Here is a 15536-nt window from a genome sequence, read left to right on the forward strand (position 1 = left end):
ACAGCAGACGGCGCGGGCCCGCCGCATCGCTGCGTCGGGCCCGCGCCACGGATCAGGCTCCGAAGCGCCCAGCCGCCGACTTGTCGGTCTGGACGTACTGGCCCGAGATCTCCTCGGTCTTGCCCGCGATCTGCGTGAGAAGCTGCTGCATCTCGCTCAGCGAGCGGTTCCACTTGGCCTGAGCCTGGTCATAGGCCTGCTGCGCGGCACCGTCCCACGCCGCGCGCAGCTTGCCGACCTCGGACTCGAGGCGGTCGAGCTCGGAACGGATACCCTGCGACCCGCTGCGGATCTGCGCCGCCAGAGCGTTGACCTGCTCCGGGCGAACTGACATCGACTGCATCATGTTCTCCTTGAAATCTCTGTGGTCTACGCTCAGGCGCCCATCATCGAGCCGAGGCCCGAGATGGTCTGCTGGTGAGCTTCTTCGGTCGCAGCCTGGTCGCGCTCGGTGCCGGCGAGGGCATCCTCGAGCGTGACGAGGACCTCGTTGAGCTGACGAGCCTGCTCGTCCCAGCGGGACATCAGCGTCGTGAACGATGCGGCGGCCGCACCCGTCCAGAAGCCACGAAGCTGCTCGATCTCGCTGCGGACCTTCTTGGTCTGCTGGTCGATCCCGGACTTGGTCTCCCGCACCGCCTGGGCTCCGCGGCGCAGAGCCCCTTCTTCTGCGGAGATGACATCAGCCATAACTCACTCCCTCCGGTCCACATGGGACACACGTGCGGGGGAGCGCGTCCCAGTGTTGGGACGACATCGAAACAACCCCCCACGAATCTGTTTCACGAGACAGGCTAGAACACATCGGAATGAATCTCCATAATTCCCTGCGCATCCGCACGGAGATCGTGCACTCGGTGGAGAAATCGGCCAGCGGCCCGGCTGCGCGTTGTCGCACGCCTCAACTAGGGTGAAAGGCGGAATGCGCAGCCACGGGTCTCCTCCCGCTCGGCTGCACACCATGGAGGGGGCATCGTTCCATGACTCAGAGCAGCGCAACGGCCGGCACGGTGCTGCGGCTGTCCGTCGTCAGCGACGACCGGCGACTCGATGTCGGCGTGCCGTCGCAGATCCCGCTGGTCGAGATCATCCCCGGCTTCGCGCGGAGTCTGGGAGTGCTCGATCCGACTCTCACCCATGGCGGCTACTCGCTGCAGCGAGCCGACGGCACGCCCCTCGACCCTGCACGGGGCGCAGCCGCGCAGGGAGTGCACGACGGCGAGCTGCTCACTCTCGTCCGCGGCGGCCTGATGCAGGAGCCTCGCGTCTACGACGACGTGGTCGAAGCCGTGATCGACGCGACGGCCGAGCAGCACGGCTCGTGGACCCCGGCCGACAGCTCGCGCACGGCACTCTTCGTCAGCCTCACCTTCCTCGCCCTCTGCGCGCTCCTGCTCGTCGCCACACCGCCGACGTCGCTCCTGCCCGCGATCATCGCGGGCTCAGGAGCGATCGTCCTCAGCGTCGCGGCCGCCGTGCTCATGCGCCTCCGTCAGCCGGAAGCAGGACACGCACTGGGGCTCACCGCCGCGGCCTACGGCGGACTCGCGGGGTACCTCGCGGTTCCGGCGCAGACCATCTGGGGCTGGCCTCTCGCGGCCATGGGATTGGGGCTCGTCATCGTCGGCGGCCTGAGCCTCGCCGTGACGCAGGAGAAGCCCGAGATCCATCTCGTTCCGATCGCACTGGGCGCCTCGATCGGCATCACCGCGACCACCGCAGCGATCTTCGGCGACGCGCTCGCCCCCTACGCGATCATGCTGGCGACGACGGCACTGCTCGCGAACGGCATCCCGTGGCTCGCCCTCAGCACGACCCGCATCAGAGTCATCTCACCTCAGAGCGACGCCGACATGTTCGCGGCCCCCGAGCCGATCGATGCCGACGAGGTCAAGCGCCGCGCTGCCGCAGGAACCCGCACGCTCATCGCACTGCGCGCTGCGCTGGGCCTCGCAGCGCTGATCGCGACCCCACTGGTCGCTGCGAGCGGCGTCTTCGGCGCCCTGCTGTGCGTGCTCGCGTTCGTGGGGATGATGTTCCAGTCCCGCCAGATCCACGCGCGCCTCGGAGTGCTCGTGCTGATGGCGATCGGTGCGATCGGGCTCGCCGTCACCGGTGTGACGGTGGCACTCGCGCTGCCCGACGTGCGCACCTGGATGCTGCTCATCCTCGTCGTGGCCACCGTGATCCTGGTCGGCCTCACGCTGCTCACGCCCAAGGCGCGTCTGCGACTCACGAGACTCGGCGACACGGTCGAGGTCATCGCCCTCGCGCTGCTGCTGCCGCTCGGCGTCACGACGGCCGGACTGCTCTGACCCATGGCGACCAAGAAGGATCTGATCGAGGCCCAGGGCTTCAGCAGGCGCCGTCTCCTCTCGGCCTTCACCGGAGGAGCCCCCGGAGGCAAGGAGCTCGACCCCGCCAAGCCTCTGCGCGCCGTCGTCGCGGGCGTCGCGCTCACGGTCGGCGTCATCCTCGTCGGGGTGTTCTGGGGAATCATGCAGCCCGGCCTTCCCGGCGACTGGCAGAACAACCGCCTGATCGTCGCCACCGACACCGGAGCCCGCTACGTCTCGGTCGAGGGCACGCTGTACCCGGTGATCAACACCGCCAGCGCACGACTTCTCATCCCCGCCGGAGAGTTCACAGTCGTGCGCACAGATCAGGCGGCACTCGACGGAATCCCGGTCGGCCCCTCGATCGGCATCCTGGGCGCGCCCGACGATCTGCCCGCACCGGCCTCGCTCATCAACGCGTCCTGGACGGCGTGCATCGACGACACCGCGGGCGCCGCCGTGTCGCTGTCGAACACTCCGATCGCGGACGTGTCGACGGGAACCGGTGCGGTCGTCCAGCGCGGCGACGAGCTCTTCGTGATCGCAGACGGCCGACGGCACGCCGTGTCCGCCGACGACGCGAACGCCGTGCTCCGCGCCGTCGGACTCGGCACCAGCGACATCCTCGAGGTCGACGGACGCTGGCTCAACCTCTTCGAGTCCGGCGACGAGCTCGAGCCGATCCGCATCAACGCCGTCGGCGCGTCGGTGCCCGGCACAGACCTGACCGCCGGCACGATCGTGCACACGCAGGGCAGCCCTGCCGACGAGCGCTATGTGGCCCTGGCGACCGGCGAGCTGGCCAGGCTCAGCCCCCTCGCGTATCAGCTCTACCTCCTCGGCAGCGGCCAGGAGGTGGGCGCTGAGCAGGAGGTCTCCCCCGCCGAGGTCGCTGATGTGAAGACGCGTCCGTACATCGGCGGCGAAGACTGGCCGACGTTGCCGTTGACCACGCTCGCAGCCGGCGAGACGCCCTGCGCGATGCTCACCGACGATGCGCACACGGTGCTGGCGGCCACCAGCTCCGAGCTGCCCGAGAAGCGCTCCGGCGTCGATGTGACGGTCGGCGGCGGCGCGCTCGTCGAGGTCACCGGTGCATCCGATGACGCGGCCGGCCTGGCCGTGCTCATCGACGAGTCCGGCACCGCATTCGCGATTCCCGGCGCTGCGGCGGCGCAGAGCGCAGAGGATGCACAGAGCGGCCCGATCGCTCAGCTCGGGTACTCCGCGGGCGACGTCGGACAGGTGTCGGACGCGTGGATCGAGTTCTTCGCCGCGGGCCCCGCACTGACCTCCGACGCTGCGAGAGAGTCGCCCGGCTCGGGGAGCGACTGATGCGCGGTCGCAGAGCCGCCCTCACGGCCGTCGTCCTGGGCGTCACGGTGTTCGGCGCGCCGGCATCCGCCCTGGCGTCGCCCGTCAGCACGACGTCGACGGTCTCGATGGCGACGTCGGGCGAGGCCTGCGCACCCGGCAACGTGGTCTACACCCCCGAGGCGCCGCCCGCCCTCGCCCTGCTCGGGGCCGAAGAAGTCAACCGCGTCGCCACCGGCAGAGGCGTCGTCGTCGCCGTCGTCGACTCGGGCGTCGATGCCGGCAACCCTCATCTCGCCGGAGTCGTGATCGGCGGCGTCGATCTCGTCGGCGACGGCGAGCGGGCCGACGGACTGAGCGACACGACCGGTCATGGCACAGCGATCGCCGGGCAGATCGCCGCCCAGCCGGTGGCCGGCTCCGGTGTCGTCGGCCTCGCGCCCGATGCGCGGCTGCTCTCCGTGCGGGTGTTCCGCAGCGATCAGCAGCAGGACAAGGACAAGGGGTTCGGGCCGACCTCGCAGCGCATCGCCGACGGGATCCACTGGGCGGCGGACAACGGCGCCGACATCATCAACGTCTCGATGTCGCAGACCGCCGACTCCCCCGACCTGCGCGCAGCGGTGGAGCATGCGTCGGCGGTCGGCGCCCTGGTCGTCGCGAGCGGCGGCAACCGGGCATCGGATCCCGAGGGCGAGGACGGCGCGCGCTATCCGGCGGCATACGAGCAGGTTCTCGGCGTCAGCGCCGCCGACGCCGGCGGCCGCGCGACCGACGACTCGTTCCACGGCCCCCAGGTCGGCGTGACGGCCCCGGGGAGCTCCGTGCTGAGTGCCGCGGTCGGAGGCGGTGACTGCATCTTCGCAGCCGACGCCCCCGCCTCCAGCTTCGCGACCGGATATGCGAGCGCAGCGGCAGCGCTGGTGGCAGAGGCGCACCCCGAGGACCCACCCGCCGGGTGGGCGTACCGACTCACCGCCACCGCCCTGCGCGCAGACGCCGACCAGCGGGACGACATCGACGGCTGGGGTTTCATCCAGCCGCTCGCCGCCATCGAGCTGCTCCCGGACGAGACGACCCGCGGACCGGTGAGCCCCTACTTCGACACCTCCGAGAGCGCCGTGCGGCCGCCCGCAGCCGCGGTCGACCCGGATCACGGCGCATCGCCGTTCCTGCTCACCCGCGAGGCAGCGCTCTTCACCGCGATCGGCGGAGCGACACTGCTCGGCGTGCTCGGGATCCTGATCGTGCTGCGGCGCCGTCGCGAGAACCCCGTCGTGGACCCCGTCGAGGTCGAGCGCGAGGGCGGACTGCTGAGCACCGGCGCGCCCGGCGCCGGTGACGCCAGCACGCGCCTCTGAGCCGCGCGACCCGCGACCCGCGACGCGCGACCCGCGATGGCCCTGGGTCGCGCGCGGTCGGATCATGTACGGTGGGATCGTCGAAGACGCTCACCCGGGGGGGACTGCATGGCCTACGATAACGACGCCGTCTACGAGCTGCACGATCAGCTCATGAGGAAATCCGCGCAGATGCGCGAGGCACTCGAGCAGACCAGCACCCAGAGCGCTGAGGATCCGACCGGGCAGGTCTCGGTCCGACTCGACGATCCGGCGATCGAGATCACGGTCGGCAGCTTCTGGCGCACCTCCATCCGCCCGGAGGAGCTGTCCGGCGTCATCCTGGAGACCGTGAACACCGTGCTCCTGTCTCGTCTCGAGGCGTGGGGGGCGAGTTTCACCGATGACGCTCCCGAGGTCGCAGCGCCTCCTGCACCCTCCCCCGCGATCGCCGCGAACGAGATCACCGAACTCGTGGCATCCGCAGACGGCGAGGTCTTCCACCGCAACGTCAATCGATTCATCGAGACGTTCTCGACGCAGCTGTCATCCACCCTCTCCCAGCTGAGCGAGCGCGCCGCGCAGGTGCACGGCGGCGAAGACAGTGAGGGCCACGCGCAGGTCGACCTCGACAGCAGGGGCACGATCGTCGGGCTCCGGCTCGATGAGGCCTGGCTGCGCACCGCCGACGGCGGAGATGTCACCGACGCGATCCGCTCCGCGCTCTCCACGGCGCAGGCATCCCTGTCGGCGGCGACGCCGGCGCTCCCCTTCGAGGGCACGCCGCTCGCGCAGTACGCCGAGGGGATGGCCGACCCGGTCGAGATGATCAGACTGCTGACGAAGGGAAGCTGAGACGATGCTCTCACCGGAAGAGATCAGGGTCGCATCCGAAGCGCTCAGCAGCGATGCCACCGTGTGGGACGGCGTCTCGTCGACGCTCTCCACCGCAGCGTCGGCTGCCGGATCGATGCGCTCCTCAGACGCGGCGTTCTGCTGGAAGGGCGATGAGCTCTACGCCCAGTACACCGAGATCGTCGATGCGGTATCGACCTATCTCGCGGACGGATCGTCCGCAGCGGCTGACGGCGCTCAGGTGCTGCGAGAGGTGCGCGACCTGTTCATCGCCCGCGAGGACGAGACGGTCAGCACGATCAACGGCGCGTGGGACGTGCAGCTGTGAACGAAGTCCGAAGCAATCCGCGGGTGATCCGCGACGTCTGGAGGCGGCAATGTCCATCCCTGTGAGCGGTTCGGGAGCGCCCGACTGGGCGCAGCTGGTCGACGAGATCGAGCAGCGGATCGAAGAGGCCCGCAACACCGTCAACGGCCTGCTGTCCGACGTCTGGGATTGGCTGCAGTGGGCAGCCGACCGCCTGCGGGAAGCCTGGAACTGGCTGATGGAGCGCCTGGGTGAGTTCTGGGACGTCATCTCGGACCCGTATCAGCGTCCCGGCTACCGCGAGCAGATCCGTGCGCTCGCCGGCACCTGGCGCTCCGACCTCGCCACACCGCTGTCGAACGCGAAGGACCAGATCGATCCCTCCGCTCTGCGGACGGACGAGGAGTGGGGCGGAAAGGGCGCGGAGCGCTACGAGCAGACCACCGCCGCACAGCGGACGACGCTCTCGGACTTCGAATCGGCCATCGTGAATCCGGTGGCCGGCGGACTCGAGAAGCTCGCCGGGGGCCTCGACACCTTCACGACGCTGATGTGGACCACGATCGGCACTCTGGTCGCCGGCCTCATCTCGGGTATCGCCGCCCTCGCGACTCTGATCGCGGCACCCGCCGGCATCCTCGCCATGGTCGGCGCGCTCGCGGCGGCGCTGATCCAGATCGCCAGTGCCAACGTGCAGCTCGACAACGCCATCGACTCCGCCAAGAGCCAGATCGCGGGCGTCGCCGCCAAGGCGACCGGATGGCCCGACTTCGCAGCCAGCTGAGGCCAGGCGTTCCGCAGAGGAGAATCGCATGACGTCCTACACGGGTTCTCCGCCGGACCGCGTCCGTCGTCTCGCGCGTCTGCGCGGGATCATCGCGGTCATCCTGGCGGTCGTCAGCCTCATCGGTGTGCTGCTGACCCTCGACCTCTGGAAGCACACCGTGGCGCCGGGGATGATCTCGCTTCCCAGCAATCTGCTGCTCAGCGCTGCCTTCGTCGTCGCCTCGGTTCGAGCCTTCGCCATCTCGGCGAGGGGCGGGCACACCGAGAGCAGCGCTGCAGCGGATCGTCTGATCGCGCTGGTCGGGCTCCTCGTCGTCTTCGCGATGGTCTTCTCCGCCCTCACCGCCGTCGGGTCCGACGGATGGGTCGCGCTCGTGGTCTACGCCGTGGCGCTGTCTGCCGCGCTCGAGACGCTGCTGATCCTCAACTGGAAGGCGCGTTCGCTCCAGGGCCCGCTGGCGGCGCAGCGGCCGGTGGGAGAGCGCCGCCGCTGAGCACGGCGCCCGTGCCCGGAGCGGCCAGGCGTCACGCGAAGACGACGAACCCGAGGCCCACCAGACCGGCGACAGAGACGACGCAGGCCGCCGCGACGGCGACGAGGGTCGCCCTGCTCCACCGAAGTCCCTGCTTCGCGACCGAGCGCAACCCCGGGTCCACCGTGCGGGTGGGCGCCGCGGCGCCGACCACGACGGGCGGCGCGGAAGGACCGAGCGGGGCGGGGCGCGGCCGGTAGATCTCCGGTGCGGGAGCGTCCGTCGGCGCCTCGAACGAGACGGGCACGGCAGCAGCTGTGCGGCCGACGGATCCCTCGCCCTGTTCATCCGAGCTCGCGGATCGCCCCCGTCCCACGCGTCGCGGCGTGCGGGCGACGAGTACGGTCGCCTCGTCCGCCGGGTCGTCTTCGCGATCGGCGCTCGGCCCCTCGGACGCCGCGGAGCGCCGGTCGACGACGACCGTCGCCGCATCCAGGTCATCACCGGGCTCACCGGACTCGGCCGGATCGGACTCGACGGGCTCGACGGCCTCTCTGCTCCGGCGCCGATCACGCCGGGTGAGCATGACGGTCTCCTCGACCTCCGTCCCCTCGGCCCTCGACTCTTCGTCGGTCATCGCGATCGCACCGGGATCGTCGTGCCCTCGAGCATCGAGTCGGTCAGCGAAGCGGATGCGGTCTCGCGATGGTCCGTCGCGTCGTCACGACGCGGACGCCCGCCTCCCGAGATGACGTCGATCACGACGACCGAGACGTTGTCGCGACCACCCGCCTTGAGAGCTCGACTCACCAGAGCCGCCGCTGCCGTCTCGGGCCGCCCGTTCATGGTCAGGGTCGCCCGGATCGCCTCGTCGCTGACCTCACCACTGAGCCCATCGGAGCAGAGGAGCAGCCGCTCGCCGTCGACGACCGGCAGCAGCCAGCTGTCGGCCGTGCTGTCCGGCGCGCCGATCGCCCTCGTGATGACGTTGCGCTGCGCGAACGACGAGAGGTCCTCCGCGCGGAGTTCGCCGGCATCCACCAGCTCCTGTCCGAGCGAATGATCGATCGTCAACTGGGTCAGCTCGTTGCCGTAGTGACGGTAGACACGGGAGTCGCCGACGTTGAAGACGAGCCAGTGCGGTGCCCCCTCGTGATCGACGAGAACGACGCCGGTGACCGTGCTGCCGGCCCCGCGCTTGTGCTCGGCGGAGATGCCGTCGACCACGGCCGAGGCTCGGCTCAGTGCGTCACCGACATCGGCGACCTCGACCGAGGCCCCCCGAAGCGGCTCGAACGCCTCGACCACCGCGGCGCTCGCGCGATCGCCGGCCTCGTGTCCTCCCATGCCGTCGGCGACGAGGAACACCGGAGACGCCACCAGCACGGAGTCCTCGTTCGCTGTGCGCGTGAGACCGGTGTCGGTGAGTGAGGCGACGCTGAGCACGACCGAGGAGAGCGTCATGAATCGCGCTCCGCGATCACGTGCATCCCCACTTCGCCGAGGATGAAGCGGCCGTTGCCGGTGACGCTCTCTCCCGGATCGAGCAGCGTCTCGGTGCCGTTCTCCTCGACCACGACGCCGTTCGTCGCGTGCAGGTCGGTGAGCCGCCACTCGTCATCGTGCACGACGAGACGCGCATGCGTCTTCGACAGAGTGCGGGTCGTGTCGGAGATCGCGAGGCGCTGCTCGCCCGGCTCACCGATCGGGTTGCGGCCGATCACGACGCTCGCGCCGGACAGCGAGAACCTGCGTCCGTCATCGAGCACGAGCGAGCGACGGACGCCGCGCTTGCGTGCGACGACGACCGTGGCATCGAGGTCGTCGTCGACCCCATCCGTCGGACGCGGGGTGACGACCGTCTTGTCGACGTCGGCCGCGAGCCCTCCGAGCGGCATCGGGACGGGAACCGGGGCGAACTCGTCGACCGCACCGGAAGCCGCAGGCGCGGATGCACCGGAACTCGCGGCATCGGCGACGGGCGACGGGACCGGACGGATGACGGGAGCCTGCGGCGCCTCGTCCGACGGGCCACCGTCACGGAATGAGGGCGGCGCGGGCCGCACCATCCGCTGCGGCTCCTCGACGGGTGGTGCAGCGGGCGCGGGCCGCGCCGGCCGCTCGAACTCGGGCACGGATGTCGGGGTCGGTGCCGACTCCTGTTCCGGTGCCTGTGCGTGTGGCTGTCCCGGCTGTGGCCCGAGGTCGTCGAATGCGGGCGTCGGAGGCGCGGCGACCTGCGGAGCGGCCGGCGTCACCGGACCGCCACCCATCGCCGCCATGATGCCGGTCGTCGGGTGCGCCTCGTCCGGAACCGACGGCTGTGCGGCGGGAGCCGGCTCCGGTACGGGCGGCTGAGGTGCACGCACGGGCGCAGGCGGCACCGGCATCACCGACGGCGGCTGCGGCTGCGGCTGCGGGGAGTGGTACTGCTGCTGCTGAGGCGCGGGAGGCTGAGGAGCCGGAGGCTGAGGAGCCGGAGGCTGAGGAGCGGGAGGCTGCGGCGCGAAGGAGGAGCCGGACGGCTGCGGCGGCGCGAAGGATGCGGCGGGCGCACCGTGCGCCGACTGCTGACCGGCGAGGGGTACCGGCGGGGCGCCCGGTGCGGGAGGCGCACCCCATCCGGAACTCGCAGGGCCACCGCTCGCCGCGACTGCACCGGCATCCGGGGCCACCGGCCGGGTCGGCTGACTCGGCGCGGCGTAGTCCGGGAACACGGACGCGGGGGCGTCCGGCTGGCTCTGGCTGTGGGGCGCGAGCGAGGGGATCGTGTAGCCCGATGCATCCCTGGCCGGAGCTGCGGCGGGCTGCGAGCTGCGGCGAGGGCCGGGCTGGAGAGCCGCCAGTCGATCTCCCTCGGGATAGGGCGGGGCGCCCCACGCGAGAACGGTCGCCCAGACCGGAGGCAGGAGGATGGCGAGCACCGTCATTCCCGCGCCGCGCCCGAACCGGCGATTGATGCGATGGGTCGCCACGACCTTGAGGTAGATGCCGTAGAGCTGCACGATCGGGATGAAGTAGAACACCACCGACCATGCCGGCACTCCGCCGCGGGCCAGGATTTCCGCCTCGTTGAGGATCGGGACCCAGCCCTTCCACCCCTCCCCGTCGATGCGCGGGAACAGGCGCGACAGCGCCAGCGCGTACCAGACGTAGACGGCGAGGCCGATCAGCACGCCGACGCCGCCGACGATGGCGAGCATCGTGACGTAGCCGGTATCCACGGGCGCGATCATGAGTTCCCCTTCTTCCGGTCGCCGAGCGACCAGGTCAGTCCGAGCGTAGCGAGCACGGGTCCGGCGGCGGTGTATCCCCGACCGCGCGCACCCCGCACCCGATCGGTGAACGACGTCGGTCGCACGCGCGTGAGGATGCGGTGCCACCATCTGCCCGACGCCTCGAGCTCCGTCCGTTCGGCGTCGACGATCTCCCACGCCGCGCTCGCATCGTCGTTCGTCGGAGGATGCTCGGCGAACACGGCGCGGTCGACGAGGGCGGCCAAGCGATCTGCCGCCTCTCGGTCGGTCGAGAGAGCGCGTTGGATGCGGGTGCCGTCGGCATCCATCGACACGTCGTGGTCGGCGTACACGTCGACCAGCTCCTCCCACGCGCCGGCGAGACGCACCTCGGGATCTTCTGCGGTTCGGCGAGCCCTGGCTCGCTGCCTCTTGGCGAGCATCAGCACGAGGAACGGCAGAGCGAGCAGCACCAGCGCCAGCAGGCTGAGTCCCACGGCTCGGAGGATCGGCAGCAGGACGGCGAGCACCTCTGACTGCGGCGACTCGAGGGGAGGCGCGTCGTTGTTGGAATCGCTCTGCGCCTGAGGAGGGTCCAGCGCCTCGGACCGGGGCTGCTCCGGCACCGTCGGATGCTCGGGCAGCTGCTCTCCCTCGGTGATGGAGCTCGGAAGCATCGCGTACTGCGGCGTGGTGTCGACCGGCATCCATTCGCCGCCCGACGTGCGCACCTCGACCCAGGCGCTCATGTTCGCGCCCGTGCAGGTCTCGGTGCAGGCGGGGATGCCGGGGACCTCTTCTGCAGCCGCGAGGCGTGCGCCGATCACCACTCGGGACTCTAGCCCCCAGTGCTCGGCGAGAAGCGCCGCGGCCACCGAGAACTGCTCGTCGTCGCCGACCGCCGACACGAGCAGTTCGGGGGCGGCATCGGAGCCCGCCCGCCGCTCCTGTTCGAGCAGGTCGGTGAACAGCTCCTCGATGCGCGCCGCGGAGTGCCCCGCATAGCTGGGGGCGAATGCGTATCCCTCGGACTCCTTCAGCGACGCGATCCACCCCGTCGCCGCCTCGTCGTCCAGCAGCGCATGGCTCAGGTAGCCGCGCGAGCGCAGACGGTCGATGATCTCGAGGTAGCCGGCGCCGGTGCGGGGCTGCTCCTGCATCTCGGCCCACTCCGTGAGCGCGGGATACAGGTCGGTGTCGAGATTCGAGGCGCCACCCTGCACCGAGGCGATGTCGCCGGGGCTCGCCGGGGCGTCCACGAGCACGCTGTAGCGATCACCGGGGACGAGTCCCTCTCCCCCGCCGGGCGCCTCTGCCACGGTGATCGCGGTGTCCCCGCCGGAGTTCACGTGGAAGCCGTCGGCGAGCGCTTCGGCACGCGAGCCCGAGAAGTCCGGCGCCTCGGCGAGACCGGCGGGCGAGGGGACCCAGATGCCGCGATACGCCTCGCCGATCGTGATCCCCAGGGACACGCGCCCCTCCCCCGGCATGGCACTGCGGGGCAACCTGCTGAACCGGTCGTCCGGAGCGATGTGGAAGTCCTCGCCGTCGTAGGAGTCGAGGGTGACGAGCCGGAGGCGCTCGAGTGCGCCGGGGTCGCCCTCCACCTGCACGACGGTGTCATCGAGGGTGCTGCCGGCGAACCAGGAACGGTAGGCGCTGAGCGGGCTCGCCTGCTGCTGCACGACGATCATGGGCTCGACCTCGTCGCGCAGCACGGAGCGGTCGCTCCACCCTGCTGCTGCGGGCGCGACCGCGAAACCGGCCACCAGCGCGATCACCGCGAGCCCCGCCGACAGCAGATGACGACGGATCGTGAGCCACACCGGTGTCGCCCTCCGTGAGATGTTGGCCGCCGCGACGGTGCGCAGCGCCTGCGCACGCTGCAGCCGGGTGCGGCCGACCAGCCACACGAGGGAGACCACGAAGAGCGCGACGCCGATCAGCCATTCCCGCGGCGCCGGGAGCAGGACGCCCAGCACCGACACCGGAGCTGTCGTGCCGCTCACTCCGAATGCGATGCCGAAGACGCTCATGGCGGTCACGACGGGCACAGCGATCGTCGCCCGGCGTCCGCCCTCGAGCACGAGCAGCGTGGCGACGAATGCGCCGAACAGCATCACGATGAGGAACGGGATCAGCACCGCCTGGTATTCGCCGAGCGGCGGGTTCAGGGTCAGCATCTGCTTCCACCCGAGCACGACCCCGAGCACCGCGTCGCGGAGTCCCCCCAGGAACCCGGGGAGCGAGGAGACCGCCGAGGGGATCGCGAGCGGGACCGAGACGACGAGATACGCGCCGGCGGCCGCGAGCGACCCGATCAGCAGCCCCCATCTCAGCACGCGGGTGAGTACGGCGACGATCATGCCCAGCAGTCCGCCGATCAGCCCGACCGCCACCGCGCGCGGCGATTCGTACACCGGCCATGCCGCCGCCGTCGCGAGACCGATGCCGACCAGCACGTATCCGAGGGACCAGAGCGTGAGAGTCGAGAGCGCGAACGTCCGACGCGACCGCGCCACGCCGCGCCGAGGACCTGCGGCGCTCATCGCAGTGCTCCGCGGGCGAGCATCTGCGGAAGGTCGCCGAGTGCACCCAGAGTCATCACGGCGAGTTCGCGTGCCGTGCGCATGGTGGGCTGTTCGCCGAGTTCACTGCGCACCGCCACCGCCTCGACCGCCGGCGGCAGCGTGATGGCGGCGTGGCGCAGCCGTTCGAGCGGCATGCGGGAGCCGGTCAGAAGAAATCCGATCGACAGATCGGGGTACGACTGCGCGGTGAGCGCGGCGACAGCCTCGAGTCGCATCACGCGGTCGGCCGGGTCGATGGTCGAGGTCGCGTCGAGCAGGGCTTTGGGGGTCACCGTCGGCAGTGTGCGGATCGACAGCACCTCGGAACGGCTGTGCTCGGGGATCTCGTTGCTCACCGAGAAGAGCACATCACGGCCGTCGCGCACACCCTGCAGCGCGAGGGATGCGGCAGCGCTGACCGTGTTCTCGAACTCGTCGTCGCTCTCGTACGACTCGCTGTCGAGGTCGAGGATGATCGCGATGCGGGCGTGCCGCGACTCCTCGTACTGTCGCACCATGAGGGTGCCGGTCTTGGCGGTCGACTTCCAGTGCACGTGTCGCTGCGAATCGCCCACGACGTACTCGCGCACCGCGTGGAAGGAGAGGTCGGCATCGACGAGAGTCGTACTCGGCGTGCCCTCGAGATCGCGGATCAGGCCGGCGCTGGTGCTGGGAAGGCGGACCGTGACCGGATGCACGTGGATGCGCTGCACGTCGGGCCAGCGCAGCTCGCGGCGGAGGATGCCGATCGGGTCGCCCCGGGTGATGGTCATGGGACCGACGTCGATGACACCGCGACGATGGGCCGCGATCGTCAGCTGCTCACGATGGTGAGCGGCCGGACGCAGCAGCGGGACGTGCGCTTCGACCAGGCCCTCGCCCACGGGAACGTCGACGATGCCCGGCAGCGACAGACGCTCGCTGTTGTTGCGCACATCGAGCGTCGCACCGATCTCGGCTCCGGCGACCACGCGGTCGCGGTCGAGCGTCAACTCGATGCGGTAGTCGTGGGTGCCCAGGATGAACGGGATGCAGGCGATCAGAAGCACCAGCGCGATGGCCGCCACGGCCCACGCCTCCACCCAGCCGAACAGCAGCCCGGCGGCGAGGCACACCACCAGCGCCGCGACGACCAGCATCCCGGCGGACGTGACCGTCTCTCGCACCCACGCGACAGCCGCACGGGCCGCGCGCTCGGTGCGGCGCGCCGCGCGGCGGACGCCGAAGACGGCACCGCGAACAGGACCGCGACGCGTGCGGTCGTAGCGCGTGACCGTCGACGTGCGCGTCGACGTGCTGGTGCCCGCCGTGGTGCGCGTCAGACGGGACTCGGTGCTGAAGCTCACGCAGCGCCGTTCTCGCGAGGCGGCTCGACGTCGAGGAGGATCTGCCCCACCACGGCGACCGCGGTGACGCCGTCGAACTCGGCCTCCGGCTCGAGCACGAGGCGGTGGGCCAGAGCCACGACCGCGAGCTCTCGCACATCGTCGGGGGTCACGAAGGTGCGACCGTTCTTGGCGGCCCATGTCATCACGAGACGGGACAGCGCGAGGGCTCCACGCACGCTGGCTCCGAGGCGGACCTCGGACGCCCGCCGGGTCGCATCGACGATGCGCATGATGTAGTCGGAGACCAGCGGGTTCACGTACACGCCGCGCGTCATCTCGGCCATCGTGAGGACGGTGTCGACGCCGACGATGCCGTCGAGCACGTGCTTCGGCTGGGCCGCCCCCTGGAGGATCCGCATCGTGGCGGCGTCGTCGGGGTATCCGATCGACGTCTTGATCATGAAGCGGTCGAGCTGTGCCTCGGGCAGTCGGTAGGTGCCTCCCTGCTCGATCGGGTTCTGCGTCGCCATCACCAGGAAGGGCGATCCGACCGGCCTCGTGACGCCGTCGACCGTGACCGTGCCCTCTTCCATGACCTCCAGGAGCGCCGACTGCGTCTTGGGGCTCGCACGGTTGATCTCGTCGGCGAGCACGATGTTCGCGAAGACGGGACCCGCGTGGAACTCGAAGGCGCCCTCCTTCTGGTCGTAGACCGTGATGCCCGTGACATCGCCGGGGAGCAGGTCGGGGGTGAACTGGATGCGGCTGCTCGTTCCCGTCACGGTCTGCGCGATCGCCCGCGCGAGAGCCGTCTTGCCCGTGCCGGGGAAGTCCTCGAGCAGCACGTGACCCCCGCTGACGGCGGCGGCGAGCACCAGCTCGATCACGTGCCGTTTGCCCAGGATGGCCTGTTCGACGTTGGCGGTGAGGATCGAGAACGTCTCGGCGAACCATGCGGCCTGTTCGGCGGCGATGGTCACGGGAGCAGCGG

The 15536-nt window shown here is 70.5% G+C and carries 15 protein-coding genes; 7 read left to right on the forward strand and 8 right to left on the reverse strand.

Translation table 11 applies throughout. The features are described from left to right. Positions 1 to 52: 52 nt before the first annotated feature. Positions 53 to 334: a WXG100 family type VII secretion target gene (locus AB0N61_RS14260; protein ID WP_136052373.1), complete on the reverse strand. Its 282-nt coding sequence runs from the start codon at positions 332 to 334 to the stop codon at positions 53 to 55. A 41-nt stretch (positions 335 to 375) separates the two neighbouring features. Then, positions 376 to 690 carry a WXG100 family type VII secretion target gene (locus tag AB0N61_RS14265; RefSeq protein WP_167945424.1) on the reverse strand — a complete coding sequence of 105 codons (315 nt, stop codon included), beginning with the start codon at positions 688 to 690 and terminating at the stop codon, positions 376 to 378. A 290-nt stretch (positions 691 to 980) separates the two neighbouring features. Between AB0N61_RS14265 and eccD the strand changes: the two genes are divergently transcribed. From eccD to AB0N61_RS14300, 7 genes are all read left to right on the forward strand, one after another. Next, positions 981 to 2315, forward strand: a complete 1335-nt coding sequence (gene eccD / locus AB0N61_RS14270) for a type VII secretion integral membrane protein EccD (protein ID WP_167945422.1) — start codon at positions 981 to 983, stop codon at positions 2313 to 2315. 3 nt (positions 2316 to 2318) lie between these two features. After that, positions 2319 to 3671: a type VII secretion protein EccB gene (gene eccB, locus AB0N61_RS14275; protein WP_363365012.1), complete on the forward strand. Its 1353-nt coding sequence runs from the start codon at positions 2319 to 2321 to the stop codon at positions 3669 to 3671. Then, a complete protein-coding gene (locus AB0N61_RS14280; RefSeq protein ID WP_363365013.1) occupies positions 3671 to 5011 on the forward strand; it encodes a S8 family serine peptidase in 1341 nt (446 codons plus the stop codon). Before eccB ends, AB0N61_RS14280 begins: the two co-directional genes overlap by 1 nt. A gap of 108 nt (positions 5012 to 5119) precedes the next feature. Continuing rightward, positions 5120 to 5845 (forward strand): hypothetical protein, encoded by a 726-nt coding sequence (locus AB0N61_RS14285; RefSeq protein WP_167945397.1) that lies wholly within the window; start codon positions 5120 to 5122, stop codon positions 5843 to 5845. A gap of 4 nt (positions 5846 to 5849) precedes the next feature. After that, positions 5850 to 6173 carry a hypothetical protein gene (locus AB0N61_RS14290; protein ID WP_167945390.1) on the forward strand — a complete coding sequence of 108 codons (324 nt, stop codon included), beginning with the start codon at positions 5850 to 5852 and terminating at the stop codon, positions 6171 to 6173. Between the two features lie 49 nt (positions 6174 to 6222). After that, complete coding sequence (locus AB0N61_RS14295) at positions 6223 to 6936, forward strand: hypothetical protein (RefSeq protein ID WP_167945387.1); 714 nt, start codon at positions 6223 to 6225, stop codon at positions 6934 to 6936. Positions 6937 to 6964: 28 nt separating this feature from the next. Beyond that, on the forward strand, positions 6965 to 7432 hold the full coding sequence (locus tag AB0N61_RS14300) for a hypothetical protein (protein ID WP_167945385.1): 468 nt from the start codon (positions 6965 to 6967) through the stop codon (positions 7430 to 7432). A gap of 31 nt (positions 7433 to 7463) precedes the next feature. Here the strand turns inward: AB0N61_RS14300 and AB0N61_RS14305 are convergent, their stop codons facing one another. The 6 genes from AB0N61_RS14305 to AB0N61_RS14330 are packed head-to-tail and all read right to left on the reverse strand — an operon-like array spanning position 7464 to position 15525. Beyond that, entirely contained in the window at positions 7464 to 8048 is a 585-nt protein-coding gene (locus tag AB0N61_RS14305) for a hypothetical protein (RefSeq protein WP_363365014.1), read from the reverse strand. Further along, entirely contained in the window at positions 8045 to 8875 is an 831-nt protein-coding gene (locus tag AB0N61_RS14310; RefSeq protein ID WP_363365015.1) for a protein phosphatase 2C domain-containing protein, read from the reverse strand. Before AB0N61_RS14310 ends, AB0N61_RS14305 begins: the two co-directional genes overlap by 4 nt. Then, positions 8872 to 10647, reverse strand: a complete 1776-nt coding sequence (locus AB0N61_RS14315) for a DUF5684 domain-containing protein (RefSeq protein WP_363365016.1) — start codon at positions 10645 to 10647, stop codon at positions 8872 to 8874. The genes AB0N61_RS14310 and AB0N61_RS14315 overlap by 4 nt, the downstream gene beginning before the upstream one ends. Beyond that, positions 10644 to 13196, reverse strand: coding sequence for a transglutaminase domain-containing protein (locus AB0N61_RS14320; protein ID WP_363365018.1), 2553 nt, complete (start codon positions 13194 to 13196; stop codon positions 10644 to 10646). Before AB0N61_RS14320 ends, AB0N61_RS14315 begins: the two co-directional genes overlap by 4 nt. Beyond that, positions 13193 to 14563, reverse strand: coding sequence for a DUF58 domain-containing protein (locus AB0N61_RS14325; RefSeq protein WP_363365019.1), 1371 nt, complete (start codon positions 14561 to 14563; stop codon positions 13193 to 13195). Before AB0N61_RS14325 ends, AB0N61_RS14320 begins: the two co-directional genes overlap by 4 nt. Next, entirely contained in the window at positions 14560 to 15525 is a 966-nt protein-coding gene (locus tag AB0N61_RS14330; protein WP_363365392.1) for a MoxR family ATPase, read from the reverse strand. Before AB0N61_RS14330 ends, AB0N61_RS14325 begins: the two co-directional genes overlap by 4 nt. Positions 15526 to 15536: the final 11 nt, after the last annotated feature.

It is taken from the genome of Microbacterium sp. NPDC089320 (genome assembly GCF_040684875.1).
Taxonomy (GTDB): Bacteria; Actinomycetota; Actinomycetes; order Actinomycetales; family Microbacteriaceae; genus Microbacterium.

Excerpts from the sequence above, each read along its gene's own strand:
- AB0N61_RS14260 (WP_136052373.1), bottom strand. The coding sequence starts at position 334 with ATGTCAGTTCGCCCGGAGCAGGTCAACGCTCTGGCGGCGCAGATCCGC.
- AB0N61_RS14300 (WP_167945385.1), top strand. The coding sequence starts at position 6,965 with ATGACGTCCTACACGGGTTCTCCGCCGGACCGCGTCCGTCGTCTCGCG.
- AB0N61_RS14295 (WP_167945387.1), top strand. The coding sequence starts at position 6,223 with ATGTCCATCCCTGTGAGCGGTTCGGGAGCGCCCGACTGGGCGCAGCTG.
- AB0N61_RS14290 (WP_167945390.1), top strand. The coding sequence starts at position 5,850 with ATGCTCTCACCGGAAGAGATCAGGGTCGCATCCGAAGCGCTCAGCAGC.
- eccB (WP_363365012.1), top strand. The coding sequence starts at position 2,319 with ATGGCGACCAAGAAGGATCTGATCGAGGCCCAGGGCTTCAGCAGGCGC.
- AB0N61_RS14285 (WP_167945397.1), top strand. The coding sequence starts at position 5,120 with ATGGCCTACGATAACGACGCCGTCTACGAGCTGCACGATCAGCTCATG.
- AB0N61_RS14305 (WP_363365014.1), bottom strand. The coding sequence starts at position 8,048 with ATGACCGACGAAGAGTCGAGGGCCGAGGGGACGGAGGTCGAGGAGACC.
- AB0N61_RS14310 (WP_363365015.1), bottom strand. The coding sequence starts at position 8,875 with ATGACGCTCTCCTCGGTCGTGCTCAGCGTCGCCTCACTCACCGACACC.
- AB0N61_RS14315 (WP_363365016.1), bottom strand. The coding sequence starts at position 10,647 with ATGATCGCGCCCGTGGATACCGGCTACGTCACGATGCTCGCCATCGTC.
- eccD (WP_167945422.1), top strand. The coding sequence starts at position 981 with ATGACTCAGAGCAGCGCAACGGCCGGCACGGTGCTGCGGCTGTCCGTC.
- AB0N61_RS14265 (WP_167945424.1), bottom strand. The coding sequence starts at position 690 with ATGGCTGATGTCATCTCCGCAGAAGAAGGGGCTCTGCGCCGCGGAGCC.
- AB0N61_RS14320 (WP_363365018.1), bottom strand. The coding sequence starts at position 13,196 with ATGAGCGCCGCAGGTCCTCGGCGCGGCGTGGCGCGGTCGCGTCGGACG.
- AB0N61_RS14280 (WP_363365013.1), top strand. The coding sequence starts at position 3,671 with ATGCGCGGTCGCAGAGCCGCCCTCACGGCCGTCGTCCTGGGCGTCACG.